This window comes from Pseudoxanthomonas spadix, assembly GCF_003703395.1.
In the GTDB taxonomy this organism is placed as follows: Bacteria; Pseudomonadota; Gammaproteobacteria; order Xanthomonadales; family Xanthomonadaceae; genus Pseudoxanthomonas_A; species Pseudoxanthomonas_A spadix.
In genome coordinates, this window is the sequence record NZ_RDQN01000001.1 from 313,593 (window position 1) to 339,123 (window position 25,531).

Consider the following 25,531-nt stretch of genomic DNA (forward strand, 5'->3'; position numbering starts at 1 on the left):
GCTGGTGCGCGCGAGGGCTGGAGCGCGGATCAGCGGTTGACCGCGGCCTGCTGCTGGGTCACCAACGATGGATCGCGCGTGGGGACTGGGTCGGCCAGCGGGCGCCGGGCCGTTGCCGCGCGGTGTGGTTCGGTACCGGGCCGGGTCGGATCGACGGTGCGGGTGATGGTGTGTTCGTCCCCGTTCTTGATGGCGCGGGAAAGCGGAATTCCGATGGCGAGCAGGACAACGGCAATGACCAAGGTAATCACGACTTTCATGCGGGTCCTCCGGGATGACTGACGGATTCTGCGGTGGGTGGCGCGTGGTGGAATGGCTACCGCGTCCGACTATCCGCCTGCATGGCCGGCTGGTCACGATGCATCGCAGCATCCTGTTTGCAGAAGCACGGGCGGTTCGGAAGTCGGGCCCGCCGCTACGTCATAGGGCCTCGGCAAGGGCGACAGACCGCCCCCGCTGAACAGGGTTCTCAGCCCAGCGGCGGACGCTCCAGGCGGCGCAGCCGCGGGGTCGCCATCGGGGTGGTCAGCATGGTGCTCATCACCGCCATCAGCAGCAGCGCGGTAAAGGTGGCGCTGGTGATGATCGCCTTGTCCAGCAGGATGTTGGCGAAGATGATCATGATCAGCGCCTTGGTCTGCAGCAGCCAGCCGATCAGGCTGGCTTCGCCCGGCTTCCACTTCAGGAGTCTGCCGGCAAGGTGTACGCCGGCCAGCTTGCCGGCGACCGCGGCCACCAGCAGGGCCAGCGCCGCCAGGAACACCGCCGCGCCACCGACATTCCATTCGGTGCGCAGGCCGGTGCTGAGGAAGAACACCGGCATCATCACCAGCAGCACGTTGTGGCGCAGGCGGTCCATGTCGGCCTGGTCGAACCAGTGCGCATCGATCACCACTCCGGCCAGGAACGCACCGACCATGAAGTGCAGCCCGGACCAGTCCGCGCCGAACGCGCACAGCGCCAGCCAGATCAGCATCACGTACCAGCGATCGCGCTCGCCGATGGCGCCCATCAGCTTGCGCAACAGCAGGCAGGCCGCGGCAAAGGCGACCAGGAACCCGACCTGGCGGCCGATCCGCTGCCAGTCCACCAGTACCAGCGCCAGCACGCCCCAGATCGCGATGTCGTCCAGGCTGGCGTAGCGCAGGATGCGCTGGCCGATCGGGCGGCGCAGGATGTCCAGCTTCTCCATCAGCAGGATCAGGATGGGCAGGGCGGTGACCGCGCAGGCCATGCCCACGCCGGTGACGAACTGCCACGGCCGGCCCTGCAGACCGATCCAGCCGGGGAAGCGCAGCATGCCCAGCGCAGCCAGGCCGCCGAACACCAGCGGCACGCCCAGCGCCAGGCTGGCGGTGATCCCGCTTTCGCGGCGGTTGGCCCAGGCCTGACTCAGGTCCAGCTCGATCCCGGCGATCAACACGAACAGCATCACCGCCCAGCCGCCCAGGCCGGTGAGGATCTGCACCACCTGCGGGCTGAACACGAAGTGGTAGTAGCCAGGCAGCACCGCGCCCAGCACGCCTGGACCCAGCACGATGCCGGTGAGGATCTGCACCACCACCAGCGGCGCGAAGTAGTCGGTGCGGCCCAGCCGCCAGATCAGGAACGGAATGCAGAAGATGATCGTCATGGCGATCAGGAATACTTCCATGGTGCTGACGGGATGCATCCGGTGGCAGCCTTCGGTCGGGACCGCTTGGCGCGGCGGGCGCCCATGGTGCCGCATGCCATCGCCGTTGGGCACCGCTTGTGCTGGGCGCGCCCGCCCGCTGCGGCAGGAGTCCGGCGAGGCTGGCGCCGCCGGCAGCGCGCGACCCCGGCCGGCCCGGCGGCCACCGAAGGATGCGACACTATCGGCTCATGCAGCACGGTGTTCCGGCCGGCTGTTTCTTGCACAGGATTCCATGAAGACCCCCAACGGATTGCAGGCGCTGATCGACGATGGCGTCATCGATGAAGTGTTGCGGCCTTTGAAGAGCGGCAAGGAAGCGGCCGTGTACGTGGTGCGCAGCGGCGACCAGGTGCGCTGCGCCAAGGTCTACAAGGACATGGCCCAGCGCAGCTTCCAGCAGCGGGTGCAGTACCAGGAAGGGCGCAAGGTCCGCGGCAGCCGCGAGGCGCGCGCGATGGGCAAGGCCACCCGGTACGGCCGCAAGCAGGCCGAAGTGGCCTGGAAGAACACCGAGGTCGACGCGCTCTACCAGCTGCGCGATGCCGGCGTGCGCGTGCCCGAGCCGTTCGGCTATTTCCATGGCGTGCTGGTGATGGAGCTGGTCACCGATGCCGAAGGGTTTTCCGCGCCGCGTCTGGCCGAGGTGGAGCTGGAGCCGGCACAGGCGCGAGAATTTCATCGGATCCTGGTGCGCCAGGTGGTGCTGATGCTGTGCAGCGGCCTGATCCACGGCGACCTGTCGCCGTACAACGTGCTGGTCAACGCCGATGGACCGGTGGTGATCGATTTCCCGCAGGTGGTCAGCGCCGCTGGCAACAATGCCGCGCGCACCATGCTGCTGCGCGACGTCAACAACCTCACCGCCTATCTCGGCCGCTGGGCGCCGGAACTGCTGGAGACCTGGTACGGCGAGGAGATGTGGGCGTTGTTCCAGGCCGGCGCGCTGCGGCCGGACAGCGAACTGACCGGCCAGTTCACCGCCGATGAGTCCAGTGCCGACCTGGACAGCGTGCGCGAGGCGATCAACGAGGCGCGCTTTGAGGCATTGATCCGCCAGCAGGGCCGCCAGGCCGCGGCCGAAGAAGACTGACCACGCCTGCGCGGTGGATCAGTAGCCGCCGAAGCTGCCGGCCGCGCCGGGAAAGACCACAGCGCTTTCGCTGCCGTCCCTGGCCACGGCCGCGACACCGAAATAGTGGTTGTCGATCACCATGTTCTTCAGCGTGTGGCTGGTGACATCGCCCACGTACCGGCTATGGGTCCACTGCGGTTCGGTGGTCAGGCGCCAGTACAGCCTGTAGCCGGCCAGTTCCGGCGCCTGGGTCGCAGGCGGACGGGTCCAGCTGAGCGTGGTGTCGGCGCTGACCGCGCCGTCGATCCTGACCTGCGCGGGCGGGGGCGGGGCCCAGGCCAGGCCGGCCAGGGTGACCGCGTTGAGCGCGGTGAGCCTGGCGGCATAGGCAAAGTCCACCCCGTCCAGGGTATCGCCGTAGACCCGGCCGTTTTCGGTCCGCAGGTCCTGGTGCTGGCGGTCATAGTGCTCGTGGGTTTCCATGATCCGCACGGCCGGGAAGCCGGCATCGTTGAACGGACTGTGGTGGCCGCCGCGGCCAAAGCGGTCCAGCCGGTAGACCATCATCACCTCCAGGTTCGGCACGTGCTCGGCCATGCGCGCGATGTAGCGGGCCAGGTTGCGCGAGGGCGAATCCAGCTCGCCGCCGGTGAAGCGGCGCGCGCGGGCCTCAGCTTCGGTCTCGGTGGCGCGGGTGCCTTCGGAGAACACCCGGGCGGTGTGGTTGTCGCTCACCCCATCGATCCCGGAGGTATTGCCGATCATGTCGTTGTTGAGCAGCGCCTCGATCCGCCAGCCTTGTTTTTTTGCCTGCTCGGCCACGATCCTGCCACCGAACAGGCCCTGTTCCTCGGCCGAGAGCGCGACATAGGCAATCGAGGCCGGGAATTTGTACTTGCTCAGCACCCGCGCGGCCTCCAGGGTGCCGGCCAGGCCCGAAGCGTTGTCGTTGGCGCCGGGCGCATCGGCGGTGGCATTCATGACATCGGACACACGCGAGTCGATATCGCCACTCATCATCACGTAGCGATCCGGGTCATTGCTGCCGCGCTGGATGGCGACCACGTTGACCACTTCGGTGGCGTTGGGGATGCGCTTCTCGCCGGCGATCGTGTCGCTGACATAGCGCACCTCCAGGCAGCCGCCGCAATCGCGCGAAATCTGCTGGAACTGCGCATGGACCCAGCGCCGGGCCGCGCCGATGCCGCGGGTTTCGGAGGCGGTCTCGGACAGCGTGTGGCGGGTGCCGAAGGACACCAGCGTGCGCACGTCGGCTTGGATGCGCGCCGCCGAAGGCGCGGTGCCGATCGCATCCAGGCGCGGATCGGAGGCCGGTGGAGCAGCGGCCTGGGCCAGGCAGGTCAACGGAAGCAGCAGGCAGGCGGCAATCAGGCGGCGGGACATGGCGGGATGGTTCGCGTCGGGTGCGGGCCCTGGATGTTCGCACAGTCGGCACATGACCTCTGACGCGTGCAGCCTGGCCGCATTGCTGGCAGCCTGTGCGCTGTCCTGTCAGACGTCGGTCGTCCTTCGATGCGCCATGCCCGTTGCGTGCTTGCCGGTGTTGCCGTTGGCCTGGCGAGCCTGGTCCCGGCCGCGCCGGCTGCGCAGCCCGAGCTGAGCGCCACGACCAGGCAGACCGGTCTGCCACGCACGCCCGAGCAGCGGGCGGTGGTCTTCGAGCATGCGACGCTGCACTTCAAGGTGTTGCCGCAGGACCGGCGCATCGAAGGCGATGCCACCTTGCGCTTCAGAGCCGGCCAGGAGCTGGCGACGATGGTGCTGGACCTGGACCGCGCCTACCAGGTCAGTGCGGTCCAGGTCGATGGCGTGGCGCTGGCGCGCAAGGACTGGGCCAATCCGGAAGGGCGCATGCGCATCACCCTGCCCGGGGCCGTGGCCGCGCAGCAGGGATTCGATGTGCGCGTGGTCTACGCCGGCGCGCCGCACGTGGCCACGCGTGCACCGTGGGATGGCGGATTGGTCTGGTCGAGCGCGCCCGGCGGCGAGCCGTGGGTGGCCTCGGCCATCCAGGGCGAGGGCTGCGACCTGTTGTGGCCATGCATCGACCATCCCCAGGGCGAGCCGCTGCTGGTGGACGAATACATCACCGTGCCGGCGCCGCTGGTGGCGCCGGGCAACGGCGTGTTGGTCGACATGCAGGAACACGACGGCTGGCGCACCTGGCACTGGCGTGCGCGCAGCCCGGATACCTACGCGGTGGCGATCAATGTCGGCCCGTACGAGCAGCTCAAGGGTGACTACCACAGCCGCTTCGGCAACACGATTGCGCTGGCGTACTGGCACCTCAAGGGCCAGGACGCAAAGGCCCAGGACCTGTTCGACGAGCTGCCCAGGATGCTGGACTTCTTCGAGCGCCAGATCGGACCGTACCCGTTCGGCGATGAGAAGGTGGGCATCGTCCAGACCCCGTACCTGGGCATGGAACACCAGACCATCAACGCCTACGGCAACGACTACAGGAAGGACAAGTACGGCTACGACTGGCTGATGCAGCACGAGTTCTCGCACGAGTGGTTCGGCAACCAGCTGACCAATGCCGACTGGGACGACATGTGGCTGCACGAGGGCCTGGGCAGTTACATGCAGCCGCTGTACCTGCAGTACCTGCGCGGCGAGATGGAATACCACGCCGCGCTGCTGGACCAGCGCGCCAAGCTGTCCAACAAGGTTCCGATCGTCAGCGGCAGACCGCAGACCGAGCAATCGGTCTACGACAGCGAACACGGCCCGGGCCTGGACATCTACTACAAGGGCTCGCTGATGCTGCACATGCTGCGCGGGCTGATCGGCGACCAGGCGTTCTTCAAGACCATCCGCCTGGCCGTCTACGGCACCGATGATCCACGTCCGGGTCAGTTCCAGCCGCGCCATCTGTCGACTCCGGACTACATCGCCATCGTCAATGAGGTGACCGGCAGGGACTATGGCTGGTTCTTCCAGGTGTATCTGTATCGCGCCGCGCTGCCGGAGCTGCTGGCCGAGCGCGATGCCAGCGGTCTTGCGCTGCGCTGGAAGACGCCGGATGAGGTGCCGTTCCCGGTGCCGGTGGAGGTGCGCATCGGCGCCAACAGCGGCAGGATCGTGACCGTGCCGATGCCCGGCGGCCGCGGCCACGTGGACCTGCCGCCCGGCGAGCTCTATACGCTGGACCCGCAGTCCAGACTGTTGCGCGAGGAGCCGCGTTTTGCCGTCGCGGTCAGGGACGCCGCCGAACGCAAGGCGGCGGCCGACCGGGCCGCCGCGGAGAAGGGCCGGGCTGAGAAAGGCCAGGCCGAAAGAGGGCAGACGGAAAAGGCAAAAGCGGCAGCCAAGCCTTGAGCTTCCGGTTCGGCCGGGGCAGGCAACGCGGGCGATGGGCAGTGACCGGGCCGTGGCGCTGCTGCGCGGCCGCGCACGCCACCAGCTGCCAAAAGGGTGGCCGACCGGTTGCGCGGGATTCACCTGGCCCGGCCTATGGTCAGGGCGTGCGCAACGGGGCGCATGTGAGCAACCGGAGGCAGCCATGGCGACCGGATGGGCCAATGATGGCGCAGTGCAGGACCAGATCGATGCGACGGTGGACGACGCGATCCAGCGCGCCCGCCGCCAGTTGCCGAGCGGCCCGAGCCTGCTGCGCTGCGAGGAATGCGACGCACCGATCCCCGAGGCGCGGCGCAAGGCGGTGCCTGGCGTGCGCCTGTGCGTGAACTGCCAGGCGGCGTTCGACGAAACCCGGGTTGCCGCGGCCGGCATCAATCGCCGCGGCAGCAAGGACAGCCAGCTGCGCTGAAGGATCCCTTCACGCCCAGCCTCTCAGCCCGGTGGCATCGGGGAGGTGCCGCGCCAGCGGCGGATGCTGCGCTGGAAGAACCAGTTGTTGGGCACCTGGATCGAGGTGGTCGGTGCGCCATCGAAGGCTTCTGGCTCCTGCAGCGTGGTGTAGAGCAGGTTGATGTCCATCACCTTGCCCTTCAGGCCTGGTTTGTCGCCGTTTTCCAGCAGCTCGATCATCTCGTGCAGGCGGAACGGACGGGTGATGAAGATCAGGAACGTGCAGAAGATGTTGGACAGCACGCTCCATGCGGCGAAGAACGCCACCGCACCCACCGTCGCAAAGCCGGTGAAGGCGCCCCACAGTACGCCGGCGGACACGCCCAGCACATTCAGCGCGGCCAGCATGGCTGCCAGCATGACGACAAGGTTGATCGCCCTGCGCAGGCCCATGGCCAGATCCGGTGGCAGGTCGTAGCGTCCAGCCACGCGGCCGATCAGGCGTCGCGCCAGCAACTGCACCAGGCGCATCGTCAGCAGGATCAGCAGCACCTGCGCGCCGGGCACGAGCACGCCCAGCCATTGGTGCATCCACAGGGGGAGTCGTTCTTTCATCGTGGTGTCTTTTGGGAGTCAAGCCGCACATGATGCCGCCGCGTCCCGGTCCGGGCAAAAGCGATCGAGGTCATCGAGTTGCTCGCCGTCGCAGGCACAATCGCAGACGATGAAAGGCCTGCTCCCTTTGTTCTTCAACGCGCTGGCCTTGCTGCTGTTTGGTATCGGCCTGTCGGGGCCGCTGGTGCCGGAGGCTGGGACACCTGCCAGCTGGCCGCTGCTGGCCTTCGGCGCAGCACCCATCGCGATGCTGGGGGTCTGCGGCTACACCGCCACGCGCTGGCCGGCGCGGCTGGCCTTCGTGTTGCAGGCCGTGGCCCTGCTGGCGGTGCTGCTGGTGATCCTGGCGTTGCAAGCCGGCGTCCTCGGGGCAGGTCGCGCTGACGCGAAAGCGGCAGCGATTCATGGCCCGGCCGCGGGTTTGCCCTAAAATGGCGTGATTTCCTTCTCCCGCCAGCGTCGAGCCCGCCGTGAACCTGCACACCTCCGCCGCCGTTCCTGCGTCCACCGCGCCTGTGTCCATCAAACAGGAAGACCTGATCCAGTCCGTCGCCGACGCGCTGCAGTACATCAGCTACTACCATCCGGTCGACTACATCAGGAACCTCTCCGCCGCCTACGAGCGCGAGCAGTCGCCGGCGGCCAAGGACGCCATCGCCCAGATCCTGATCAACTCGCGCATGTGCGCCGAGGGCCATCGCCCCATCTGCCAGGACACCGGCATCGTCACCGTGTTCCTGCAAGTGGGCATGAACGTGCGCTGGGACGATGCCACCATGGGCGTGGAGGACATGGTCAACGAAGGCATTCGCCGCGCCTACAACCATCCGGACAACAAGCTGCGCGCCAGCGTGCTGGCCGATCCGGCCGGCAAGCGCAGCAACACGCGCGACAACACCCCGGGGGTGGTCAATGTCAGGATCGTGCCGGGCAACACGGTCGATGTGATCGTCGCGGCCAAGGGCGGCGGCTCTGAGGCCAAGTCCAAGTTCGCCATGCTCAACCCATCCGACTCGATCGTGGAGTGGGTGCTCAGGACCGTGCCGACCATGGGCGCCGGCTGGTGCCCGCCGGGCATGCTCGGCATCGGCATCGGTGGCACCGCCGAGAAGGCGATGCTGCTGGCCAAGGAAGCGCTGATGGAGCCGATCGACATCGTCGACCTGCAGGCCCGCGGCGCCTGCAACCGCGCCGAGGAGCTGCGTCTTGAACTGTACGAAAAGGTCAACGCGCTGGGCATCGGTGCCCAGGGCCTGGGCGGGCTGACCACGGTGCTGGACGTCAAGGTCAAGGATTTCCCGACCCACGCCGCCAACCTGCCGGTGGCGCTGATCCCCAATTGCGCCGCCACCCGCCACGCCCATTTCACCCTGGACGGCAGCGGCCCGGTGATGCTCGATCCGCCCTCGCTGGAAGACTGGCCCAGGCTGACCTACAACCCGCGCGGCGCGCGTCGCGTCGACCTGGACACCATCACCCCGGAAGAGGTGGCCAGCTTCAGGCCCGGCGAAGTGCTGCTGCTCAACGGCAAGCTGCTGACCGGGCGCGATGCCGCGCACAAGCGCATGGTCGAGATGCTCAACCGAGGCGAGCCGCTGCCGGTGGACCTGAAGGGTCGTTTCATCTACTACGTCGGCCCGGTCGACCCGGTGCGCGATGAGGTGGTCGGCCCGGCCGGTCCGACCACCGCCACGCGCATGGACAAGTTCACCGAGCAGATCCTGGCGCAGACCGGGCTGCTGGGCATGGTCGGCAAGGCCGAGCGCGGTCCGGCGGCGATCGAGGCGATCAGGCAGCACAAGTCGGTATACCTGATGGCCGTTGGTGGGGCTGCGTACCTGGTGTCCAAGGCGATCAAGGCCGCCCGTGTACTGGCGTTCGAAGACCTGGGCATGGAGGCGATCTACGAATTCACCGTGCAGGACATGCCGGTGACCGTGGCGGTCGATTCGACCGGTGAGTCGGTGCACAGGACCGGCCCGCGCCAGTGGCAGGCCAAGATCGGCAAGATTCCGGTGGTGGTCGAGCCGGCGTAGGCCGGGGTGCATCCTCCGGCGCTGTCTTCGGATTGAGAAGGCATGGAGCGCTGGATGAGGCTATGGTGATGCCGCCGTGGGCACTGCGCTGCAGGCTGGCTGCGTACGTCAGGCGGGAAAACCGCTTCCTGCGCCCCTGTTGCGCCCTGTTGCGCCCTGCCAGCCCGAAGGCGGCTAGGTTGTCGCGCGCCGGTGCCACACCCTACACGCGGTCCACGATGGTGCTATCGATGCGGTCAGCGCCAGCCACGACGGGACCGCGCGGATTCGCGTCCAGGCCGCATGCTGCAGCACCTGGCAGGGGCTACCGGGCCGCGGTGGCCATCTGGTGGAGGACTGGACCTGCTTCCATCACACGCACGAGTCGCCTCAATGACCGAAGCCATCCTGTACTACAGCCCCAGCACCGCCAGCCTCGTCGTGCACTGGCTGCTGATCGAACTGGACATTGCCCATCGCCTGGAGCTTGTCGACTTCGATACTCGCGCGCAGAAGTCGCCCGAGTATCTCAAGCTCAACCCGCAGGGCCGCGTGCCCACGCTGGTGCTGGACGGACAGGTGCTGACCGAATCGGCGGCCATCGCCATGCACCTGGCCGACCTGTATCCGCAGGCAAATCTGGCGCCGGCGCCTGGGACTCAGGCGCGGGCGGCGTACTACCGCTGGATGTGCTTGTGCGCCTACACGCTGATGCCGGCCTACCGCGGCTGGTTCTATCCGGACGAACCGGCCGGCCCGGCCCATGTCGAGCTGATCCAAGCCTCCTCGCGGGCCACCCTGGAACAGGCTTGGCAGCAGGTTGACGCGCACCTGGCCGCCAGCGGGCCATACCTGCTGGGCGAGCAGCCCTCGGCAGCCGATTTCGTGCTGACCATGCTGATGCGCTGGTCGCGCAACATGCCGCGCCCCACCGACAGCTGGCCCGCGCTGCAGGCCCATGCCGCGCTCATGAAGGCGCGCCCGGCCTTCCAGGAAACCTACCGCCGCGAAGGCATCACCGACTGGCAATGACCTGCAAGTGCGGGCACAAGGAACGTGGCCATGAAGGAAAGAATCTCGATACGTGCGGCACCGGCATTCCTTTCGACGCTGGTCCTGACAGGCTGCCGGGGGCCGGTGGTACATCGGCCAACCACCCCGGCGGGCGCGATCTGCGCCGAGCAGTGCGACCAGCAGCGCTACAACTGCAACAACGCGGCCGAGGCCATCGCGCAAGGTTCGCAAGGCAGCTGCCAGGCGCGGCGGGACCACGTCGAACAGCGGTGCTCACCTTGGGTCAAGGATTCGGACAAACAGCGCTGCCAGATCGTCAATAATCCCGGTGGTGGCGCCTGCGTCGACCCCAGCCCCGATTACGGGTCCTGCACTAGAACCTGGCATGGCTGCATCGTGTCCTGCGGCGGCTATCTCGAATAGGCTGCCTGGCGCCGCGGCTCAGACCGGCAGGATCTCCAGCACCCGCTCCGGCGGGCGACACAGCAGCGTGCCGCGTTCGGTGATGACCACCGGCCGGTTGATCAGCGCCGGGTTGCGCAGCATGGCCTCGACCAGCGCGGCGTCGTCGATGGCCGGATCGTCCAGGCCCAGCTGCGCGTAGGCCGGCTCCTTGTCGCGCAGCAGCGCGCGCGGCGACAGGCCGGCGGCTGCAAGCACCCCGTTCAACATTTCCCGGTCCGGAGGATCGCGCAGGTAATCGACGATCTGCGGTTCGAAGCCGGCATCACGGATCAGCTCCAGCGCGCGCCGCGAAGCACTGCAGCGCGCGTTGTGCCAGATGGTGATGCCCTGCATCAGTACCACTCCAGCAGCGAGATGCCCAGGCCGATGTAGGTGGCCTTGTGGTTGTAGTCGATCATGCTTTCGCCGTAGCCGTGGAAGATCTCGATGTGACCGCGCAGGTTGCGCTCGATCGGAAAGCCCCAGGAGGCCTGCAGGGCGCCATGGGAGTCATCGCCGCTGCGTAGCGAATGCCGGCCCATCAGCGAGAATTCGTGACCTTCGCGAACGTAGGTCAGGGTCGCGTCGCCACGTCCCATGTAGTCCTCGATGTTGGGGTTCTCATCGTCGTCGCCATCGGAGATGCGGTACCACGGCCGCACCACCAGCGCCCAGTTCTCGCGGTCGAAGCCGACCTGGCCGATCACCCGGTTCCAGCTGCGCGAGAGCGGCTCGCCGCGGCCATTGGACTGGTGGTTGAGGGACAGTCCGGCCAACCTGCCGTGCCAACCGCCGAGCTCGTAGTTGGTACGGAACACCATCATGATCTCGGGCTCGTAGCTGGTCTCGCGGAACGGGCGCGAGGCGTCGCTGTTGTAGACCTGCCAGCGCGAGCTCTGGGTATAGCCGCCCCAGATGTCACCGTTGGTGCCGAACAGGTTCTCCACGAACTTGGTCTTGAAGCTCAGCTGGAACTTGGCTTCCAGGTTCTGCAGGTCCTGGGCCACGGTGACGGTATTGTCCGGATTGGGTGAGGAGGGCTTCTCGTTCGTCTTCGAGGTCCAGAACGCGGGCAACAGGTAAACCGGCTTGTAGGCGCGCATCTGGAAGACGCCCAGCTTCGAATCGGCCGCCAGTTCCCAGCGCGAATCCAGCAGCGAACCCTTGCCGGCGTTGGCACGGCGTGCATCGTAGTCATCGTTGGCGAACAGTGCCCCGGCGCGGTGCCTGAGCCGCTCGGTGACCGGGGCATCAGGCGGTGGTGCGTCCAGTGCGCGCTGCTGCTTGGTCACTTCACTGGAGTGTGCGGCGGCGGCATCGGCCTGCTGGGTGGTCGGCCCGGTGCGCTTGATCGCCGTGTCATAGCAGATCAGGCGCTGGGCATCCATTTCGATCGGCGCACAGGCTTCGACCGAGGACGGTGTGATGGTTGGCAGGCCGCCCTGGGTCTGGGCATGGGCCAGGCCCGGCAGCGATGCCGCGCACAGCAGGGAAACGAGGCGGGGCAGGGGACGGCGTGGGCGCATGGCGTTGACCTGGATGAAAGAGGGAACGATGCCAGCAGTGTGCCGTGCGCCGACAGGACCTGTCAGCTTGTGCATGCACTACGTGGTCGCGGTGCCCGTGGCCTTCCCCAATGTCGGGACCGTCGGGCGGTCGGGATTGTGGCAATCCGATGAAATGGAGCGTGTGAAGGCCGGTAGGCCGGTCAGTGGAACCAGGCCACGAAGAACACCGCCAGCATGGCGAAGGCCAGGCCGACCTTGAGGACCACGCCGAGCATCAGCCCCATCCACGTGGCCAACCCGACCTTGGTGGCCTGGCCCAGTTCGCGCCCGTGCAGCATTTCGCCGATCAGCGCACCGGCGAATGGGCCGACCAAGATCCCGATGGGCAGGAACAACAAGCCGGCCAAGGTGCCGATGATCGAGCCGATGATCGCCAGACGGCTGGCACCCACACGCTGCGCACCCAGGGCGGTGGACAAAAGGTCCACGACCACCGACAGCGCCGTCAGCACGCCGAGCACGGTCAGGGTGATCCAACCGACCTGCTGGAAACCGCCGACCCATGCCGCCAGCAGCATGCCGGCGAAGGTCAAGGGAAGGCCCGGAAGTACTGGGAGGACGACCCCGACTGTGCCAACCAGCATCATCAGCGCCGCCAGGACGTACAAAATGGTCTGTAATTCCACTTATTTTCCTTTTTCAAACAGCAGCTTAGAAGAAACATGAATGTCGGTTGAAGGTCGTTGCATTTTGATTTTCGGCGGGTTACTGTCAAGCCGCTGCGCTTGCCAGGGTCACCGTGAATCGTGGCCTGATGCGGTAGATCCAGTGATCCGCTACATCGTCCTACCTCGCTTCCTCCTTGCAACCAGCCGCCCGACCAGGCGTAAACGACCCCCCTGTTCCAAGGAGATACGACAATGGCAGAGCGCGAGACCGGAACCGTGAAGTGGTTCAACGATGCGAAGGGCTTTGGCTTCATCAGCCGCGAGAATGGTGAGGACGTGTTTGTGCACTTCCGCGCCATCCAGACCCAGGGCTTCAAGAGCCTGAAGGAAGGCCAGAAAGTAAGCTTCACCGTCGTCCAGGGCCAGAAGGGCCTGCAGGCCGACGCGGTGACACCGGAATGAGATTACCCGAGCGCCGCATCGTCGGTGCGCGGCGTTGCCACGCCATGGCCAAGAAAAAACCCGGCCGAGGCCGGGTTTTCCATCGTCTGCCTGACCTCAGCAGGTTCAGCGGATCACGACCCGTCCGTTGACCACGCGGACGTAGGTGTTCTCGCGCACACCGCCCAGATCACGCTGGGTGATCACGACGGTGCGCCCGTCATCCATGCGCACAGTGATGTTGTAGGTGTCGGAGGTAACGCGGTTCTGGATGGCGTTGCCCGCCAGCGCGCCGGCCGCGGCGCCGCCGACCGTAGCGACGTTCTTGTTGCCCTTGCTGCCACCGGTTTCCTCGGAAATCTGGCGGCCGGCCACCGCACCGACGATGCCGCCCAGTACCGCGCCGGTGCCGGTCGGCGCGCTGCGGGTGGCCGAAACCGGGTCAATCCGCGTGACGATGCCGCAGTCGGCGCACGAGCGCGAGGAAGTCGCGGAGGAATAACCGCCCCCACTGCCGCCGTAGCCGTTGTACGGCGAGGTGGTGGCGCAGCCTGCCAGCGTCAGCGCGCCGGCGGCCATCAGGGTCAAGGTTCGAAGGGACATGCCAGACTCCTTCGCCGTTACGGCGAATCGGGGAACGAAAGATAAATGCGCAGCACTCGATATGGCGCGCATCGTGTTGTCCCCATCATGAATGCGAGGCCAACCTGCGGCGCTGTTCGTTCAATCCCCCCGGAATCGAGCAACAGCCAATGCGTTCGCCGGCCATGGCCTCAGCGGGCGAAGTCGTCGTGGCAGGCCTTGCAGGCCTCACCCACCTTGGCCAGTGTGGCCTTGGCATCCGGGCAACCCACCGGCGGGGCCGACAGTGCGCCGTCCAGGGTGGCGCGCAGCTGGCCGGCGTGGCTGACAAAGCGCTGGTCTTCGGCCAGGTCCGGGAACGCGGTCTCCAGGTCGTTGGCCACCGCGCGCAGCGTCTGCAGGCGCGGCATCGCATCGCTGGCGGTGCAGCGGTTGGCGGTGAGGTTCTGCTTGAGTACATCGGTCTGCTTGGACATCACGTGCATCACGCTGTGCGGAAACGGATCCTGCCGTTCCTGCAGCCAGCGCATCGCGATGACCGTGGCCACCGCGCCGACCAGCAGGCCAAGGATGAAGATGAACAGGAATCGGGATGTCTGGCTGGCCATGGGGCGTGCTCTGGGTGGGTCCGGGGGCCGATGTTACGACGCGCCGCGTCAAGACCGACTTTAGACTACGCGCATGAAGGCCATCGCCATACCCGCGCCCGCTGTCTCCACGGTCTGGAAGGAACGCTTCGCCGGCATCGACCGCCTGTATGGCCTCGGCGCTGTCGAGCGCTTCTCGCACCGCACCGTGGCGGTGATCGGCATGGGCGGGGTGGGGTCGTGGGTGGTCGAGGCGCTGGCGCGTTCGGGCGTGGGCCGGCTGCTGCTGATCGATGCCGACGACATCTGCCTGTCCAACACCAACCGCCAGTTGCCGGCGCTGGATGGCCAGTACGGCCGCAACAAGGTGGTGGTGATGGCCGAGCGCTGCCGCGCAATCAATCCGGAAATCCAGGTCGAGGCGGTGGAGGCTTTCCTGACCCCCTCGAACATGGACGCGCTGCTGGGCCGCGGCCTGGACCTGGTGATCGACGCCTGCGACAGTTTCCGGACCAAGGTCGAGGCCATCGTCTGGTGCCGTCGGCGCAAGCTGCCGATGATCACGGTCGGCTCGGCCGGCGGGCGCACCGATGCGACCCAGGTGCGGGTGCGCGACCTGTCGCGGACCGAGCACGACGCCATGCTGGCGCTGGTGCGCAGGAAGCTGCGCGGCGAGTTCAATTTCCCCAGGGGCGCCAAGCGCTATTTCGGCATCTCGGCGGTCTATTCGCTGGAAAACGTGCGCTACCCGCAGCCGGACGGCAGCGTGTGCGGTCTGCGGCCGGTGCTGGGGGCCGATGCCGCCCTCAAGCTGGACTGCGGCGCCGGCCTGGGCGCGGCCACCCACATCACCGGCACCTTTGCCTTCGCCGCCGCCGGGCGCGCGCTGGAACTGCTGTTGAAGCCGGCGCGCGCGCCGACGGCCGCAGGCTCAGGCGGGTAGGCCGAACAGCCGGGTGGCGTTGGCCGAGGTGGCCGCGGCGATGTGCTCGGGGTCCTGTCCGCGCAGCGCGGCGATGGTCCGGCACACCAGCGGCAACCGTGCCGGTTCGTTGCGCTGTCCGCGATGGTCGGCATCGGGCTGGTCGGGCGCATCGGTTTCCAGCAGCAGGTGTTCCAGCGGCATCGAGGCGACCAGCCGGCGCAGGCGCTGCGCGCGTGCGTAGGTCACCGGGCCGCCCAGGCCGATCATGAACCCGCTGTCCCACAGCTGGCGGGCCTGTTGCTCGCTGCCGGCATAGCTGTGGACCACGCCGCGCAGGCCGCCGACCTTGCGCACGGCCATGATCACCGCTTCGACCGCCTTGCGTGCGTGCACGATCAGCGGCAGGTCGAACTCGCGCGCCAGCCGCAGCTGGCCCCGGAAATAGCCCTGCTGGTCCTCGACGTCCAGACCCTGGACATGGAAGTCCAGTCCGCACTCGCCGATCGCCACCGGGCGCTCGCGTTCGATCCAGTCGCGCAGTTCATTCAGATGCTGCGGGCGGTGCGCCTGCAGGAACAGCGGATGCAGCCCGTAGGCGGCAAACAGGCCTGCATCATGCGCACAGACCTCACCCAGCCTGGGCCAGGCGGCCGCTTCGGTGGCCGGCACCACCTGGCGCAGCACCCCGGCCTGGCGCGCGCGGGCGAGCACCGCCTCGCGGTCGGGATCGAACAGCGCGGCATCCAGGTGGCAGTGACTGTCGGTCAGCATCGACTCAGCGGCCGGGGCGGCCGGATGCGGCGTCCAGCGGCCGGGCCCTGCGGTCCTTCCAGCCGGCCAGCAACAGCGTGCCCAGCCCCAGCAGGATTTCATCGGCGAAGGGCACCACGTCGGGCACCACCAGGTCGACCGCGAACAGCAGCGCGGCGAGCTTGAACAGGGTGGGATGGCGCAGGCGGCGCGCCCAGCTCAGCAGGGGCAATGTCACGGGGTGGGGCATGGCGGGATCAGCCTTGGGTCCGAAAAAAAGACGCTAACACGCGCCTCGGAGCGATGCGCCATTCATGCAACAGGCGGTTTAGGGGACTGTCAGTGGATACCTTGTTCAGCTTCGAAGGACAACAATCCGCGCCAGACATCAATACGGGCTCATCCGCCCGGAGGCCTCCATGAAAAACACCACCACCATGATTCTGGTCGGCGCAGGTGCGCTGCTGTTTGGCGGCGTGGCCACGGCGGCCTACATGAACAACCGCACGTCCGCGCAGACCTTCGCCACGGCCGACGGCGAGGCGCCGGCGACCTCGGCGCTGGACAGCGGTGAAGTCCTGCCGGCCAGCGACGTACCCACTGGCGCGCAACTGGAGTACGCCGATGTGGTCAGCGTCGAACCGGTCATGGACAAGGGCACCCTGTACGCCACCGTGATTGCGACCGAGCCCGTTCGCGAAACCACCATTACCAATACCCCGCGCGAGGTCTGCCGGGACGTGGTGGTCAACGAGCGCCTGCCCGAACGCGACGGCAACGTGGGCGGCACGGTCGCCGGTACGGTGATCGGTGGCCTGGTCGGCAACCAGCTCGGCGGCGGAAGCGGCCGCGATGTCGCCACCGCCGCGGGCGCCGTGGCCGGCGGTTTCGTTGGCAACCGCGTGGACCGCAACCATGTCGGCGGTCGGGTGGTACAGCGTACCGAACGCCAGTGCCACACCGAGACCGCCACCTCCGAGTCCTCGACGGTCACCGGCTACAACGTCACCTATCGCAATCCCGATGGCACCACCGGGACCATGCGCATGGACCACCAGCCTGGCAGCCGCATCGCGATGGGCAGCACCAAGAACATCGCCGGCTACAACGTGACCTACCGTTACGAAGGCCAGGAAATGACCATCCGCCTGGACCGCAAGCCCGATTCGGATCGGCTGCCGGTGATCGACGGCAAGGTCGTCACCCAGACCGCGGCACTGGACGACACGCGTGGCTGATCGGTCCGCGCGCATGCAGCGAGAGGAAGCCGGCGAAAGCCGGCTTCTTTATGTTTTGGCGCGATACCAAAGCGGCTTGACACGCGCGACCGGTATGCTGACCCCGCGCAGGCACCGCCTGCACCAGTCCGCCCCAGCCGATGCACACCTGCATGAGCGTCTTTGAACTTCAACTGGACACCGATCGGCTGATCCTGCGGCCGCCGTGTGCCGGTGATCTGGATGACTGGGCCGCATTTGCGGCCGACCAGCAGGCCATGCGCCACCTGGGTGGCACGATGCCGCGCACGGTGGCCTGGCGCAGCCTGGCCACCGTGGTCGGCGCCTGGCAGCTGCAGGGATTCGGGTTCTTCTTCGTGTTCGAGAAGGCCACTGGCGCCTGGGTCGGTCGGGTCGGGCCTTGGCAGCCTGAAGGCTGGCCCGGGACGGAAGTGGGCTGGGGCATCAAGCGCGATCGCTGGGGCCAGGGTTACGCACCAGAAGCGGCGCGTGCGGCGATGGACTGGGTGCTGGGACAGCATCCCTGGCAGCAGGTGATCCACTCGATCGATCCGGACAACCTGCCTTCCAAGGCGGTGGCTGCCAAGCTTGGCTCGCGGCTACTGCGGATGGACACGCTGCCTGCGCCGTACGCCGGCAAGCCGGTGGAAATCTGGGGCCAGTCGCGCGCGCAGTGGGACGCCAGCAACGCAACGCGATGATCACCGCCTACGGGATGTTCACCTCCGGCAACTGCCACAAGGTCAAGCTTGTGCTGGAACGCCTGGGCCGCCCGTACCGCTGGGTGGAAGTGGACAGCACCAGCGGCCAGACCCGCACGCCGGAGTTTTTGGCCATGCCAATGGCAGGGTGCCGATCATCGAGCGCGAGGACGGGTGCATACCCGATGCTCAGCGCGCCAGGCCGTCGAGCAGGACATGGCTGCGCAACATGGTCGAGCCGCTGCGCAGCGTGTCGGCCGGCGGATGATCCAGCGGCAGCACCGCCAGGGCTGGCCCGGGGGCGTGGCTGCTGGTGCTGACGACCTGGCCCAGGTGGCGTTCGCCGTCTTCCACCGGGGCACCTGGCGTCAGCAGTGCATCGCCTTCCAGCAGGGCCAGGCCGCGCTTGGCCTTGCCCAGGAAATGGGTGCGGGCCACGATTTCCTGGCCCGGGTAGCAGCCCTTCTTGACGCTGAAGGCATGCAGGCGTTCCAGCGATAGCTGCTGCGGGGTCCACTGCTCGCGCTGGGAGGCATCCAGCCGCGGCAGGCCGTGGCGCAGGTCGATGTCGCGCCAGCGGGCGAGGGCGGCGACATCCTCGGGCGCCTGCTGGCTGCTGACGCGCAGCAGGCGCGGCTGGTGCGAAGAGCCGATGTCCAGTTCGATCGCCCCGTCCTGCACGTCCAGCAGCGCACCCTGCGCACGCAGCGGGGCGGTCAACGCGCCCTGGACTTCCAGGGCGGCCGGCGCCTCGATCACCACCTGCTTGCGGAACACGAAGCGCTTGAGCGCCGCGGCCATTTCCACGGCCGGGACATCGGGCAGCACCAGCATCAGCTGGTCGGCGGCCGGGCGCAGCACGGCGAACACGGCAATGACCCGTCCCTTGGGCGTCAGCCAGGTACTCCACTGCCAGCGGCCCGCTTCCAGGGCATTGAGATCGTTGGCGAACTGCGCCTGCGCGAACGCCACCGCATCGGGCCCCTGCAGCGTGACCAGGCCGTGGTCGGTCAGGGCAAAGGCCCGTTCACCGGGATTTTGGCGGTTGTCAGTCAAGATCGTGAGGATTAAAATTTTGTGCGTTGCGAGAATGACATGATAGGCCAAACCCCTCCCATCCCCGAACCCGATCCTGAAACGCTGAAGCCCCAACCGGCGCCAGCGCAGAAGGAAATCGGGGGGCGCGACGGCCCCGAGCCGACCCGCTACGGAGATTGGGAAAAGAACGGGCGCTGCGTCGACTTCTGAAGTCGACACCGGCAGCGCCTTCCAGCCAACGCGGCCTTTGCCGACCGCCCAGCCGAGATAACGAGCCACGCAATGGCGACACGTCAACGACCGCTTTCCCCGCATCTCCAGGTGTATCGCTGGCAGATCCAGATGGTCACCTCCATCGTGCATCGCGCCACCGGCATCATCCTGGCCCTCGGCGCGTTGCTGATCGCCGCCGCCCTGGTCGCCCTGGCCACCGGCCCCGACGCCTGGACCTTCATGTCCACCCAGGCCGGCACCTGGTACGGACTGGTCTTCCTGTTCCTGTGGACCTGGGCCTTCAGCTATCACCTGCTCAACGGCATCCGCCACCTGGCGCAGGATGGCGGACTTGGCTATGCCATCGCCGCCTTCACCCGCAACGGCTGGCTGGTCAGTGCGGGCAGCCTGGTCCTGGCGCTGCTGATCTGGGCCGGCGTATTCGCAAAGGGGGCCCTGGCATGAGCAGCACCAAGCGTTTCCGCACCCCACTGAAGAACGCCCGCGGCCTGGGCTCGGCCAAGGAAGGCCTGCAGCACTGGCTGCTGCAGCGCTACACGGCCTTGGCCCTGATCGTGTTGGGGAGCTGGTTCGTGTATTTCGTCATCAGCCTGGTCCACGCCGACTACCTGGCTGCGACCGACGCGATCTCCAGGCCGTGGAACGCCATCGCGCTGGTGGCCTTCCTGCTGGCCATGTTCTGGCACGCGCAACTGGGCGTGCAGGTGGTCCTGGAGGACTACGTGCATGCGCCGCTGACGGCGATGGTGTCGCAGCTGCTGGTCCGTTTCATCTGTCTCCTCGGTGCGCTGGCCAGCGTCTTCGCCGTGGTCCGCATCGCACTGGGAAACTGAAGCCATCATGTCTTCCGCATACAAGATCACCGAACACAAGTACGACATGGTCGTGGTCGGCGCCGGCGGCGCTGGCCTGCGCGCCACCTTCGGCCTGGCCGCCAAGGGCCTGCAGACGGTCTGCATCACCAAGGTCTTCCCGACCCGTTCGCACACCGTGGCCGCGCAGGGCGGCATCTCCGCGGCGCTGGGCAACATGGGCGAGGACGACTGGCGCTACCACTTCTACGACACCATCAAGGGCTCGGACTGGCTGGGCGACCAGGACGCGATCGAATACATGTGCCGTGAGGCCATCCCCTCGATCATCGAGCTGGAACACCAGGGCGTGCCGTTCTCGCGCACCGAGGACGGCAAGATCTACCAGCGCCCGTTCGGCGGCATGACCACCAAGTTCGGTGAGGGCCCGGCGGCGCAGCGCACCTGCGCGGCCGCCGACCGCACCGGCCACGCCATGCTGCACACGCTGTACCAGCAGTCGCTGGCGCACAACGCGCGCTTCATGATCGAGTACTTCGCGCTGGACCTGATCTTCGACGAGGAAGGTGTCTGCCGCGGCGTGCTGGCGCTGGACATGGCCGAGGGCACGCTGCACCTGTTCCGCGCCCACGGCGTGGTGCTGGCCACCGGCGGCTATGGCCGTGCCTACTTCAGCGCCACCTCGGCCCACACCTGCACCGGTGACGGCGGCGGCCTGGCCATGCGCGCCGGCCTGCCGATGCAGGACATGGAGTTCGTGCAGTTCCATCCCACCGGCATCTACGGCGCCGGCTGCCTGATCACCGAAGGCGTGCGCGGCGAAGGCGGCATCCTGCGCAACGCCAACGGCGAGCGCTTCATGGAACGCTACGCCCCGCACTACAAGGACCTGGCATCGCGCGACGTGGTCGCCCGTTCCATGACCATCGAGATCCGCGAAGGCCGCGGCGTGGGCGAGCACAAGGACCACATCCTGCTCGACCTGACCCACCTGGGCCCGGAAGTGATCAACGAAAAGCTCCCCGGCATCGCCGAAAGCGCACGCATCTTCGCTGGCGTGGACGTGGCCAAGGAGCCGATCCCGGTGCTGCCGACGGTGCACTACAACATGGGTGGCATCCCGACCAACTACCACGGCGAAGTCGTGCGCAAGCTCGGCGACGATCCGGATTCGGTCGTGCCGGGGCTGTACGCCATCGGCGAGGCGGCCTGCGTCTCGGTCCACGGCGCAAACCGCCTGGGCTCCAACTCGCTGCTGGACCTGGTGGTGTTCGGCCGCGCGGTGGCCAACCGCTGTGCCGAGACGATCACTTCCGGCGCGCCGCACAAGACCCTGGCGCCGGACAGCTGCGACAAGGCGCTGGGCCTGCTGGACAGGCTGCGCAATGCCAACGGCGATACGCCGACCTCGGTGATCCGCGACAACATGCAGCGCACCATGCAGTCCGATGCAGCCGTGTTCCGCACCAGCAAGACGCTCAAGGAGGGCTGCGAGAAGATGGCCCAGGTGTTTGCCAGTTTCCAGGACGTCAAGGTCTCCGACCGTTCGCTGGTCTGGAACTCGGACCTGATCGAAACCTACGAGCTGAGCAACCTGCTGCTCAACGCGGTGGCGACGATCAACTCGGCCGAACAGCGCCACGAAAGCCGCGGCGCCCACGCGCACGAGGATTTTCCCGATCGCGACGACGTCAACTGGCACAAGCACACACTGGTCAGCGTCGACGACAAGGGCCAGTGCAGCTTCGACTACCGTCCGGTGCACATGTACACGCTCAGCAAGGACGTGGACGTGGTCCCGCCGAAGCCGCGCGTTTACTGATCAATGCCGTGAATCGGCGTGTCGCCCGCATGCGGGGCGCGCCGACTCCCCCAATCCTCTACCCGGACCCAGGCCATGGCTGAGTTTGCACTCCCCAAGAATTCCAAGATCGGCAAGGGCAAGCATTTTCCTGCGCCCGGCGCCAGGAACACGCGCACCTTCAAGATCTATCGCTGGAACCCGGACCAGGACAGCAACCCGCGCACCGACACCTACGAGGTGGATCTGGACAAGTGCGGCCCGATGGTCCTGGACGCGCTGATCAAGATCAAGAACGAGATCGATCCGACCCTGACCTTCCGTCGCTCGTGCCGCGAGGGCATCTGCGGTTCGTGCGCGATGAACATCAGCGGCACCAACACGCTGGCCTGCACCAAGGCCATCGAGGAATGTGGCAAGGGCGAAGTGCCGGTCTATCCGCTGCCGCACATGGACGTGATCAAGGACCTGGTCCCGGACCTGACCCACTTCTACGCCCAGTACGCCTCGATCAAGCCGTGGCTGCGCACCCAGACCCCGGCGCCGGACCGCGAGCGGCTGCAGTCGCCGCAGGACCGCAAGCAGATCGACGGCCTGTACGAGTGCATCCTGTGTGCGTGCTGCTCGACCAGCTGCCCGAGCTACTGGTGGAACGGCGAGCGTTACCTGGGTCCGGCGATCCTGCTGCAGGCCTACCGCTGGATCGTCGACTCGCGCGACGAGGACACCGGTGCGCGACTGGACGACCTGGAAGACCCGTTCAAGCTGTATCGCTGCCACACCATCATGAACTGCACCCGGACCTGCCCGAAGGGCCTGAACCCGGCCAAGGCGATCGCCGAGATCAAGAAGCTGATGCTGGCCCGGGTGGCCTGATCGAACCGAGGCTGCACACAACGCGCCCTCCGCCGGAGGGCGTTTTGCTTTCTGCAAAACCTTTGGACACCTGCGATGAGCGACGTACCCGAGCCCGCCCTGGATCCGGACATCAAGCGCCTGCGCTGGCGTTGCCGGCGCGGCATGCGCGAGCTTGACCAGCTGTTCGGGCGCTACCTGGACAAGGCCTGGGCGAACGATTCCCAGGCCCAGCGGGCGGTTTTCCTACAACTGCTCGAATGCGAGGACGATAGGCTCTGGCGCTGGTTCATGGGTTATGAGGACTGCCCCGATGCCGCGCTCGCACAGCTCATGGAAAGGATCCGCCAGCTGCCGGCTTGAATGGCGGCCCTCGCGCCTGGCCAGCGTCATGCTGGGGGTGCTCGGGGGATTGGCGGTGGTGGCGTTGTTTGGCAGCGCGCTGACGCGCGCCGGTGCCGGTGCGGCATCGGTACTGGCCATCGGCTATGACCTTCATCTCTTGCGCCGCTACCTGCGCAGTCCCGTGCGGCGGCTGGTGATTCCCGGCGGGACATCGGCCTGCACGCTCGACGGCGTGGCGTTGGCGCGGTTGGTGGTGCAATGGCGCGGGCCGCTGGCGTTCCTGGCCTGGTGCGACGTTGCCGGCCAGCGGGGCCATCTGGTCTGGTGGCCGGATACGCTGGATGCGCGCCAGCGGCGTGAACTGCGTCTGGCCGCCGACGAGGCCGCGGTATCGCCCACGGTGGCGGCGGTGGCACCATAGCCGGCCAACAGGCCGCAGCCGGCCTGCCTTTCGTCAATCGCAGGACGCAATGTTCAAACCCATTCCTGTCGCCATCGGCCTGCGCTATCTGCGCGCCAAGCGGCGCAACGGCTTCATCTCCTTCATCTCGCTGGCCTCGATCCTCGGCATTGGCCTGGGCGTGACCGTGCTGATCACCACCTTGTCGGTGATGAGCGGGTTCCAGCGCGAGATCCGCGACCGCCTGCTGGAGATGACCGCCCATGCCACGGTCAGCGCCGCCGGTCAGCCCATGCAGCATTGGCCGGATGCGGTGAAGCTGGCGATGGAGGACCCGCGCGTGGCCGGCGCCGCGCCGTACGTGGACAGCGAAGCGCTGCTGACCGGCACCGCTGACCAGGGCCAGGGTGCGCTGGTCCGCGGCATCGTGCCCGAGCAGGAACGGCAGGTCTCGGTGCTGGCCGAGAAGATGGATGCCGGCTCGATCGATGCATTGCAGCCCGGTGCGTTCAACATCCTGCTCGGCAGCGAGCTGGCGATATGGCTTGGCGTGCGCGTGGGGGACACCGTCAACGTGGCCACCACCACGACGGACAGCACGCCGATGGGCTCGATCCCGCGGGCCAAGCGGTTCAAGGTCGCGGGCATCTTCACCGTCGGCTACAACGACGTGGACAAGGGCATGGCCTTCGTCAACATGCAGGACATGCAGCGCCTCAAGCGCATGGGCCAGGGCGTCACCGGCGTGCGCCTGATGCTGCATGACCTGAACCAGGCCCAGCAGGTGGCCCGCGACCTGGCCGGGCGGCTCTATCAACTGGGCCAGAACGTCTACCGCATCAGCGACTGGACCAGCGAAAACGCCAACCTCTACCAGTCGCTGAAGATGGAAAAGACCGTCATGGGCGTCCTGCTGTCGCTGATCATCGCGATGGGCGCCTTCAACCTGGTGTCCTCGCAGGTGATGCTGGTCACCGACAAGCAGGCCGACATCGCGATCCTGCGCACGCTGGGCCTGACCCCGCGCGGGGTGATGCAGGTATTCATGGTCCAGGGCACGCTGATCGGGGTGATCGGCACGGTGGCCGGCGTGCTCGGCGGACTGGTGCTGACCACCAACCTGGAGCGGATCCTGGAACTGATCGAACACCTGTTCAAGGTGACCCTGCTGCCCTCGGACGTGTACTACATCACCGGCCTGCCGTATGACCTCGACCCGCACGAGATCGTGCTGATCGCGCTCATCGCGCTGGGCATGAGTTTCCTGGCCACGCTGTATCCGGCCTGGCGCGCGGCGCGCACCGATCCGGCCGAGGCCCTGCGCTATGAATGAGACGACGATGCAGGGCGATGGCACCGTGATCCGGGCCGAGGCGCTGGCCAAGACCTACGCCGAAGGCAAGATGCGCACGCCGGTGTTCGACGGCCTGGACCTGGCCGTGCAGGCAGGCGAGACCGTGGCCATCGTCGGTGCCTCCGGCGCCGGCAAGAGCACCCTGCTGCACCTGCTGGGCGGGCTGGATACGCCAACCTCGGGCGAGGTCTACGTGGCCGGACAGCAAATGTCCAGGCTGTCCAATGCGGCGCGCGGCCAGCTGCGCAACCGGGCGCTGGGTTTTGTCTACCAGTTCCACCACCTGCTGCCCGAGTTCACCGCGCTGGAGAACGTGATGATGCCGGTTGCCCTGGCCGGCCAGGACATGGCGGTGGCCCGGCAACGGGCCAGCGTGCTGCTGGAACAGGTCGGCCTGGGCCATCGCCTGGAGCACAAGCCGGGCGAACTGTCCGGCGGCGAGCGCCAGCGCGCGGCCGTGGCGCGGGCGCTGGTCAACCGCCCGGCCTGCGTGCTCGGCGACGAACCCACCGGCAACCTGGACGAGAAGACCGCCCAGACCGTGTTCAACCTGATGCTGGAGCTCAACCGCGCGCAGAAGACCAGCCTGGTGCTGGTCACCCACGACCGCCGCCTGGCCGCGCGCCTGGACCGCACCCTGGAACTGCACCAGGGCAGGCTGCGTGCGGTTGCACTATGACCGC

At 67.2% G+C, this 25,531-nt stretch carries 32 protein-coding genes and 1 pseudogene; 21 read left to right on the forward strand and 12 right to left on the reverse strand.

What is annotated here, in order from left to right; translation table 11 throughout:
- Nucleotides 1-29 precede the first annotated feature (29 nt).
- Complete coding sequence (locus D9R12_RS01420; protein ID WP_122227183.1) at nt 30-260, reverse strand: hypothetical protein; 231 nt, start codon at nt 258-260, stop codon at nt 30-32.
- A gap of 209 nt (nt 261-469) precedes the next feature.
- Nucleotides 470-1,672: a cation:proton antiporter gene (locus tag D9R12_RS01425; protein ID WP_122227657.1), complete on the reverse strand. Its 1,203-nt coding sequence runs from the start codon at nt 1,670-1,672 to the stop codon at nt 470-472.
- 235 nt (nt 1,673-1,907) lie between these two features.
- Between D9R12_RS01425 and D9R12_RS01430 the strand changes: the two genes are divergently transcribed.
- A complete protein-coding gene (locus D9R12_RS01430) occupies nt 1,908-2,765 on the forward strand; it encodes a PA4780 family RIO1-like protein kinase (protein WP_122227185.1) in 858 nt (285 codons plus the stop codon).
- 18 nt (nt 2,766-2,783) lie between these two features.
- On the opposite strand, the gene D9R12_RS01435 is transcribed toward D9R12_RS01430, so the two are convergent.
- Nucleotides 2,784-4,151 (reverse strand): M28 family metallopeptidase, encoded by a 1,368-nt coding sequence (locus D9R12_RS01435; RefSeq protein ID WP_122227187.1) that lies wholly within the window; start codon nt 4,149-4,151, stop codon nt 2,784-2,786.
- A 129-nt stretch (nt 4,152-4,280) separates the two neighbouring features.
- On the opposite strand from D9R12_RS01435, the gene D9R12_RS01440 reads away from it, so the two are divergent.
- Nucleotides 4,281-6,089, forward strand: coding sequence for a M1 family metallopeptidase (locus tag D9R12_RS01440; RefSeq protein WP_122227189.1), 1,809 nt, complete (start codon nt 4,281-4,283; stop codon nt 6,087-6,089).
- A gap of 184 nt (nt 6,090-6,273) precedes the next feature.
- Complete coding sequence (locus tag D9R12_RS01445; protein ID WP_122227191.1) at nt 6,274-6,540, forward strand: DksA/TraR family C4-type zinc finger protein; 267 nt, start codon at nt 6,274-6,276, stop codon at nt 6,538-6,540.
- A gap of 23 nt (nt 6,541-6,563) precedes the next feature.
- On the opposite strand, the gene D9R12_RS01450 is transcribed toward D9R12_RS01445, so the two are convergent.
- The gene (locus D9R12_RS01450; protein WP_170159100.1) at nt 6,564-7,136 is read right to left on the reverse strand and encodes a mechanosensitive ion channel family protein; all 573 of its coding nucleotides are present in this window, start codon (nt 7,134-7,136) and stop codon (nt 6,564-6,566) included.
- A 109-nt stretch (nt 7,137-7,245) separates the two neighbouring features.
- On the opposite strand from D9R12_RS01450, the gene D9R12_RS01455 reads away from it, so the two are divergent.
- The 4 genes from D9R12_RS01455 to D9R12_RS15520 all read left to right on the forward strand — a co-directional run bounded on the left by D9R12_RS01455 (nt 7,246) and on the right by D9R12_RS15520 (nt 10,588).
- Nucleotides 7,246-7,566 (forward strand): hypothetical protein, encoded by a 321-nt coding sequence (locus tag D9R12_RS01455; RefSeq protein ID WP_122227195.1) that lies wholly within the window; start codon nt 7,246-7,248, stop codon nt 7,564-7,566.
- An 85-nt stretch (nt 7,567-7,651) separates the two neighbouring features.
- The gene (locus D9R12_RS01460) at nt 7,652-9,172 is read left to right on the forward strand and encodes a fumarate hydratase (RefSeq protein WP_122227660.1); all 1,521 of its coding nucleotides are present in this window, start codon (nt 7,652-7,654) and stop codon (nt 9,170-9,172) included.
- Between the two features lie 372 nt (nt 9,173-9,544).
- On the forward strand, nt 9,545-10,183 hold the full coding sequence (locus tag D9R12_RS01465; RefSeq protein WP_122227197.1) for a glutathione S-transferase family protein: 639 nt from the start codon (nt 9,545-9,547) through the stop codon (nt 10,181-10,183).
- A gap of 30 nt (nt 10,184-10,213) precedes the next feature.
- Nucleotides 10,214-10,588: a hypothetical protein gene (locus D9R12_RS15520; protein WP_147475035.1), complete on the forward strand. Its 375-nt coding sequence runs from the start codon at nt 10,214-10,216 to the stop codon at nt 10,586-10,588.
- 18 nt (nt 10,589-10,606) lie between these two features.
- Here D9R12_RS15520 and arsC read toward each other — a convergent pair whose 3' ends face one another.
- The 3 genes from arsC to D9R12_RS01480 form a co-directional block, all read right to left on the reverse strand.
- Nucleotides 10,607-10,963, reverse strand: a complete 357-nt coding sequence (arsC, locus tag D9R12_RS01470) for an arsenate reductase (glutaredoxin) (protein WP_014160756.1) — start codon at nt 10,961-10,963, stop codon at nt 10,607-10,609.
- Nucleotides 10,963-12,135 (reverse strand): phospholipase A, encoded by a 1,173-nt coding sequence (locus tag D9R12_RS01475; protein WP_122227199.1) that lies wholly within the window; start codon nt 12,133-12,135, stop codon nt 10,963-10,965. The genes arsC and D9R12_RS01475 overlap by 1 nt, the downstream gene beginning before the upstream one ends.
- Nucleotides 12,136-12,317: 182 nt before the next feature.
- The gene (locus D9R12_RS01480; RefSeq protein ID WP_122227201.1) at nt 12,318-12,803 is read right to left on the reverse strand and encodes a DUF456 domain-containing protein; all 486 of its coding nucleotides are present in this window, start codon (nt 12,801-12,803) and stop codon (nt 12,318-12,320) included.
- Between the two features lie 234 nt (nt 12,804-13,037).
- Between D9R12_RS01480 and D9R12_RS01485 the strand changes: the two genes are divergently transcribed.
- The gene (locus D9R12_RS01485) at nt 13,038-13,247 is read left to right on the forward strand and encodes a cold-shock protein (RefSeq protein WP_014160753.1); all 210 of its coding nucleotides are present in this window, start codon (nt 13,038-13,040) and stop codon (nt 13,245-13,247) included.
- Nucleotides 13,248-13,352: 105 nt separating this feature from the next.
- On the opposite strand, the gene D9R12_RS01490 is transcribed toward D9R12_RS01485, so the two are convergent.
- Nucleotides 13,353-13,829 (reverse strand): glycine zipper 2TM domain-containing protein, encoded by a 477-nt coding sequence (locus D9R12_RS01490; RefSeq protein ID WP_043290495.1) that lies wholly within the window; start codon nt 13,827-13,829, stop codon nt 13,353-13,355.
- A gap of 170 nt (nt 13,830-13,999) precedes the next feature.
- Nucleotides 14,000-14,416, reverse strand: a complete 417-nt coding sequence (locus D9R12_RS01495) for a hypothetical protein (protein WP_014160751.1) — start codon at nt 14,414-14,416, stop codon at nt 14,000-14,002.
- Between the two features lie 73 nt (nt 14,417-14,489).
- On the opposite strand from D9R12_RS01495, the gene D9R12_RS01500 reads away from it, so the two are divergent.
- The gene (locus tag D9R12_RS01500) at nt 14,490-15,338 is read left to right on the forward strand and encodes a tRNA threonylcarbamoyladenosine dehydratase (protein WP_122227203.1); all 849 of its coding nucleotides are present in this window, start codon (nt 14,490-14,492) and stop codon (nt 15,336-15,338) included.
- On the opposite strand, the gene D9R12_RS01505 is transcribed toward D9R12_RS01500, so the two are convergent.
- Both D9R12_RS01505 and D9R12_RS01510 read right to left on the reverse strand, forming a co-directional pair.
- Nucleotides 15,327-16,091 (reverse strand): TatD family hydrolase, encoded by a 765-nt coding sequence (locus tag D9R12_RS01505; RefSeq protein ID WP_122227205.1) that lies wholly within the window; start codon nt 16,089-16,091, stop codon nt 15,327-15,329. The genes D9R12_RS01500 and D9R12_RS01505 overlap by 12 nt on opposite strands.
- A 4-nt stretch (nt 16,092-16,095) precedes the next feature.
- Nucleotides 16,096-16,320 (reverse strand): DUF6116 family protein, encoded by a 225-nt coding sequence (locus tag D9R12_RS01510; RefSeq protein WP_122227207.1) that lies wholly within the window; start codon nt 16,318-16,320, stop codon nt 16,096-16,098.
- 169 nt (nt 16,321-16,489) lie between these two features.
- On the opposite strand from D9R12_RS01510, the gene D9R12_RS01515 reads away from it, so the two are divergent.
- The 3 genes and pseudogenes from D9R12_RS01515 to D9R12_RS15980 all read left to right on the forward strand — a co-directional run.
- The gene (locus D9R12_RS01515; RefSeq protein WP_122227209.1) at nt 16,490-17,308 is read left to right on the forward strand and encodes a glycine zipper 2TM domain-containing protein; all 819 of its coding nucleotides are present in this window, start codon (nt 16,490-16,492) and stop codon (nt 17,306-17,308) included.
- A gap of 152 nt (nt 17,309-17,460) precedes the next feature.
- Complete coding sequence (locus D9R12_RS01520) at nt 17,461-18,009, forward strand: GNAT family N-acetyltransferase (protein ID WP_122227211.1); 549 nt, start codon at nt 17,461-17,463, stop codon at nt 18,007-18,009.
- Nucleotides 18,006-18,184: pseudogene (locus D9R12_RS15980) on the forward strand (glutathione S-transferase N-terminal domain-containing protein); the annotation flags it as partial. The gene D9R12_RS01520 and the pseudogene D9R12_RS15980, both read left to right, overlap by 4 nt.
- A 14-nt stretch (nt 18,185-18,198) precedes the next feature.
- Here D9R12_RS15980 and ygfZ read toward each other — a convergent pair.
- On the reverse strand, nt 18,199-19,065 hold the full coding sequence (gene ygfZ, locus D9R12_RS01525; RefSeq protein WP_122227213.1) for a CAF17-like 4Fe-4S cluster assembly/insertion protein YgfZ: 867 nt from the start codon (nt 19,063-19,065) through the stop codon (nt 18,199-18,201).
- Nucleotides 19,066-19,104: 39 nt separating this feature from the next.
- Between ygfZ and D9R12_RS01530 the strand changes: the two genes are divergently transcribed.
- The 9 genes from D9R12_RS01530 to lolD all read left to right on the forward strand — a co-directional run bounded on the left by D9R12_RS01530 (nt 19,105) and on the right by lolD (nt 25,527).
- Nucleotides 19,105-19,257: a DUF1674 domain-containing protein gene (locus D9R12_RS01530; protein ID WP_014160743.1), complete on the forward strand. Its 153-nt coding sequence runs from the start codon at nt 19,105-19,107 to the stop codon at nt 19,255-19,257.
- 72 nt (nt 19,258-19,329) lie between these two features.
- On the forward strand, nt 19,330-19,725 hold the full coding sequence (gene sdhC, locus D9R12_RS01535) for a succinate dehydrogenase, cytochrome b556 subunit (protein ID WP_043290493.1): 396 nt from the start codon (nt 19,330-19,332) through the stop codon (nt 19,723-19,725).
- Nucleotides 19,722-20,114: a succinate dehydrogenase, hydrophobic membrane anchor protein gene (gene sdhD, locus D9R12_RS01540; protein ID WP_014160741.1), complete on the forward strand. Its 393-nt coding sequence runs from the start codon at nt 19,722-19,724 to the stop codon at nt 20,112-20,114. Before sdhC ends, sdhD begins: the two co-directional genes overlap by 4 nt.
- Nucleotides 20,115-20,121: 7 nt before the next feature.
- Nucleotides 20,122-21,915, forward strand: a complete 1,794-nt coding sequence (gene sdhA / locus D9R12_RS01545) for a succinate dehydrogenase flavoprotein subunit (RefSeq protein ID WP_014160740.1) — start codon at nt 20,122-20,124, stop codon at nt 21,913-21,915.
- Nucleotides 21,916-21,990: 75 nt separating this feature from the next.
- The gene (locus D9R12_RS01550) at nt 21,991-22,770 is read left to right on the forward strand and encodes a succinate dehydrogenase iron-sulfur subunit (protein ID WP_014160739.1); all 780 of its coding nucleotides are present in this window, start codon (nt 21,991-21,993) and stop codon (nt 22,768-22,770) included.
- A gap of 75 nt (nt 22,771-22,845) precedes the next feature.
- Nucleotides 22,846-23,112: an FAD assembly factor SdhE gene (locus D9R12_RS01555; protein ID WP_014160738.1), complete on the forward strand. Its 267-nt coding sequence runs from the start codon at nt 22,846-22,848 to the stop codon at nt 23,110-23,112.
- Between the two features lie 28 nt (nt 23,113-23,140).
- On the forward strand, nt 23,141-23,515 hold the full coding sequence (locus D9R12_RS01560; RefSeq protein ID WP_244671972.1) for a hypothetical protein: 375 nt from the start codon (nt 23,141-23,143) through the stop codon (nt 23,513-23,515).
- 49 nt (nt 23,516-23,564) lie between these two features.
- Complete coding sequence (locus tag D9R12_RS01565) at nt 23,565-24,827, forward strand: lipoprotein-releasing ABC transporter permease subunit (protein WP_122227217.1); 1,263 nt, start codon at nt 23,565-23,567, stop codon at nt 24,825-24,827.
- A complete protein-coding gene (gene lolD, locus D9R12_RS01570) occupies nt 24,820-25,527 on the forward strand; it encodes a lipoprotein-releasing ABC transporter ATP-binding protein LolD (RefSeq protein WP_122227219.1) in 708 nt (235 codons plus the stop codon). The genes D9R12_RS01565 and lolD overlap by 8 nt, the downstream gene beginning before the upstream one ends.
- Nucleotides 25,528-25,531 lie beyond the last annotated feature (4 nt).

Excerpts from the sequence above, each read along its gene's own strand:
- D9R12_RS01420 (WP_122227183.1), bottom strand. The coding sequence starts at position 260 with ATGAAAGTCGTGATTACCTTGGTCATTGCCGTTGTCCTGCTCGCCATC.
- D9R12_RS01425 (WP_122227657.1), bottom strand. The coding sequence starts at position 1,672 with ATGCATCCCGTCAGCACCATGGAAGTATTCCTGATCGCCATGACGATC.
- D9R12_RS01430 (WP_122227185.1), top strand. The coding sequence starts at position 1,908 with ATGAAGACCCCCAACGGATTGCAGGCGCTGATCGACGATGGCGTCATC.
- D9R12_RS01435 (WP_122227187.1), bottom strand. The coding sequence starts at position 4,151 with ATGTCCCGCCGCCTGATTGCCGCCTGCCTGCTGCTTCCGTTGACCTGC.
- D9R12_RS01440 (WP_122227189.1), top strand. The coding sequence starts at position 4,281 with ATGCGCCATGCCCGTTGCGTGCTTGCCGGTGTTGCCGTTGGCCTGGCG.
- D9R12_RS01445 (WP_122227191.1), top strand. The coding sequence starts at position 6,274 with ATGGCGACCGGATGGGCCAATGATGGCGCAGTGCAGGACCAGATCGAT.
- D9R12_RS01450 (WP_170159100.1), bottom strand. The coding sequence starts at position 7,136 with ATGAAAGAACGACTCCCCCTGTGGATGCACCAATGGCTGGGCGTGCTC.
- D9R12_RS01455 (WP_122227195.1), top strand. The coding sequence starts at position 7,246 with ATGAAAGGCCTGCTCCCTTTGTTCTTCAACGCGCTGGCCTTGCTGCTG.
- D9R12_RS01465 (WP_122227197.1), top strand. The coding sequence starts at position 9,545 with ATGACCGAAGCCATCCTGTACTACAGCCCCAGCACCGCCAGCCTCGTC.
- D9R12_RS15520 (WP_147475035.1), top strand. The coding sequence starts at position 10,214 with ATGAAGGAAAGAATCTCGATACGTGCGGCACCGGCATTCCTTTCGACG.
- arsC (WP_014160756.1), bottom strand. The coding sequence starts at position 10,963 with ATGCAGGGCATCACCATCTGGCACAACGCGCGCTGCAGTGCTTCGCGG.
- D9R12_RS01475 (WP_122227199.1), bottom strand. The coding sequence starts at position 12,135 with ATGCGCCCACGCCGTCCCCTGCCCCGCCTCGTTTCCCTGCTGTGCGCG.
- D9R12_RS01485 (WP_014160753.1), top strand. The coding sequence starts at position 13,038 with ATGGCAGAGCGCGAGACCGGAACCGTGAAGTGGTTCAACGATGCGAAG.
- D9R12_RS01490 (WP_043290495.1), bottom strand. The coding sequence starts at position 13,829 with ATGTCCCTTCGAACCTTGACCCTGATGGCCGCCGGCGCGCTGACGCTG.
- D9R12_RS01495 (WP_014160751.1), bottom strand. The coding sequence starts at position 14,416 with ATGGCCAGCCAGACATCCCGATTCCTGTTCATCTTCATCCTTGGCCTG.
- D9R12_RS01500 (WP_122227203.1), top strand. The coding sequence starts at position 14,490 with ATGAAGGCCATCGCCATACCCGCGCCCGCTGTCTCCACGGTCTGGAAG.
- D9R12_RS01505 (WP_122227205.1), bottom strand. The coding sequence starts at position 16,091 with ATGCTGACCGACAGTCACTGCCACCTGGATGCCGCGCTGTTCGATCCC.
- D9R12_RS01510 (WP_122227207.1), bottom strand. The coding sequence starts at position 16,320 with ATGCCCCACCCCGTGACATTGCCCCTGCTGAGCTGGGCGCGCCGCCTG.
- D9R12_RS01515 (WP_122227209.1), top strand. The coding sequence starts at position 16,490 with ATGAAAAACACCACCACCATGATTCTGGTCGGCGCAGGTGCGCTGCTG.
- D9R12_RS01520 (WP_122227211.1), top strand. The coding sequence starts at position 17,461 with ATGAGCGTCTTTGAACTTCAACTGGACACCGATCGGCTGATCCTGCGG.
- D9R12_RS01530 (WP_014160743.1), top strand. The coding sequence starts at position 19,105 with ATGATAGGCCAAACCCCTCCCATCCCCGAACCCGATCCTGAAACGCTG.
- sdhC (WP_043290493.1), top strand. The coding sequence starts at position 19,330 with ATGGCGACACGTCAACGACCGCTTTCCCCGCATCTCCAGGTGTATCGC.
- sdhD (WP_014160741.1), top strand. The coding sequence starts at position 19,722 with ATGAGCAGCACCAAGCGTTTCCGCACCCCACTGAAGAACGCCCGCGGC.
- sdhA (WP_014160740.1), top strand. The coding sequence starts at position 20,122 with ATGTCTTCCGCATACAAGATCACCGAACACAAGTACGACATGGTCGTG.
- D9R12_RS01550 (WP_014160739.1), top strand. The coding sequence starts at position 21,991 with ATGGCTGAGTTTGCACTCCCCAAGAATTCCAAGATCGGCAAGGGCAAG.
- D9R12_RS01555 (WP_014160738.1), top strand. The coding sequence starts at position 22,846 with ATGAGCGACGTACCCGAGCCCGCCCTGGATCCGGACATCAAGCGCCTG.
- D9R12_RS01560 (WP_244671972.1), top strand. The coding sequence starts at position 23,141 with ATGCTGGGGGTGCTCGGGGGATTGGCGGTGGTGGCGTTGTTTGGCAGC.
- D9R12_RS01565 (WP_122227217.1), top strand. The coding sequence starts at position 23,565 with ATGTTCAAACCCATTCCTGTCGCCATCGGCCTGCGCTATCTGCGCGCC.
- lolD (WP_122227219.1), top strand. The coding sequence starts at position 24,820 with ATGAATGAGACGACGATGCAGGGCGATGGCACCGTGATCCGGGCCGAG.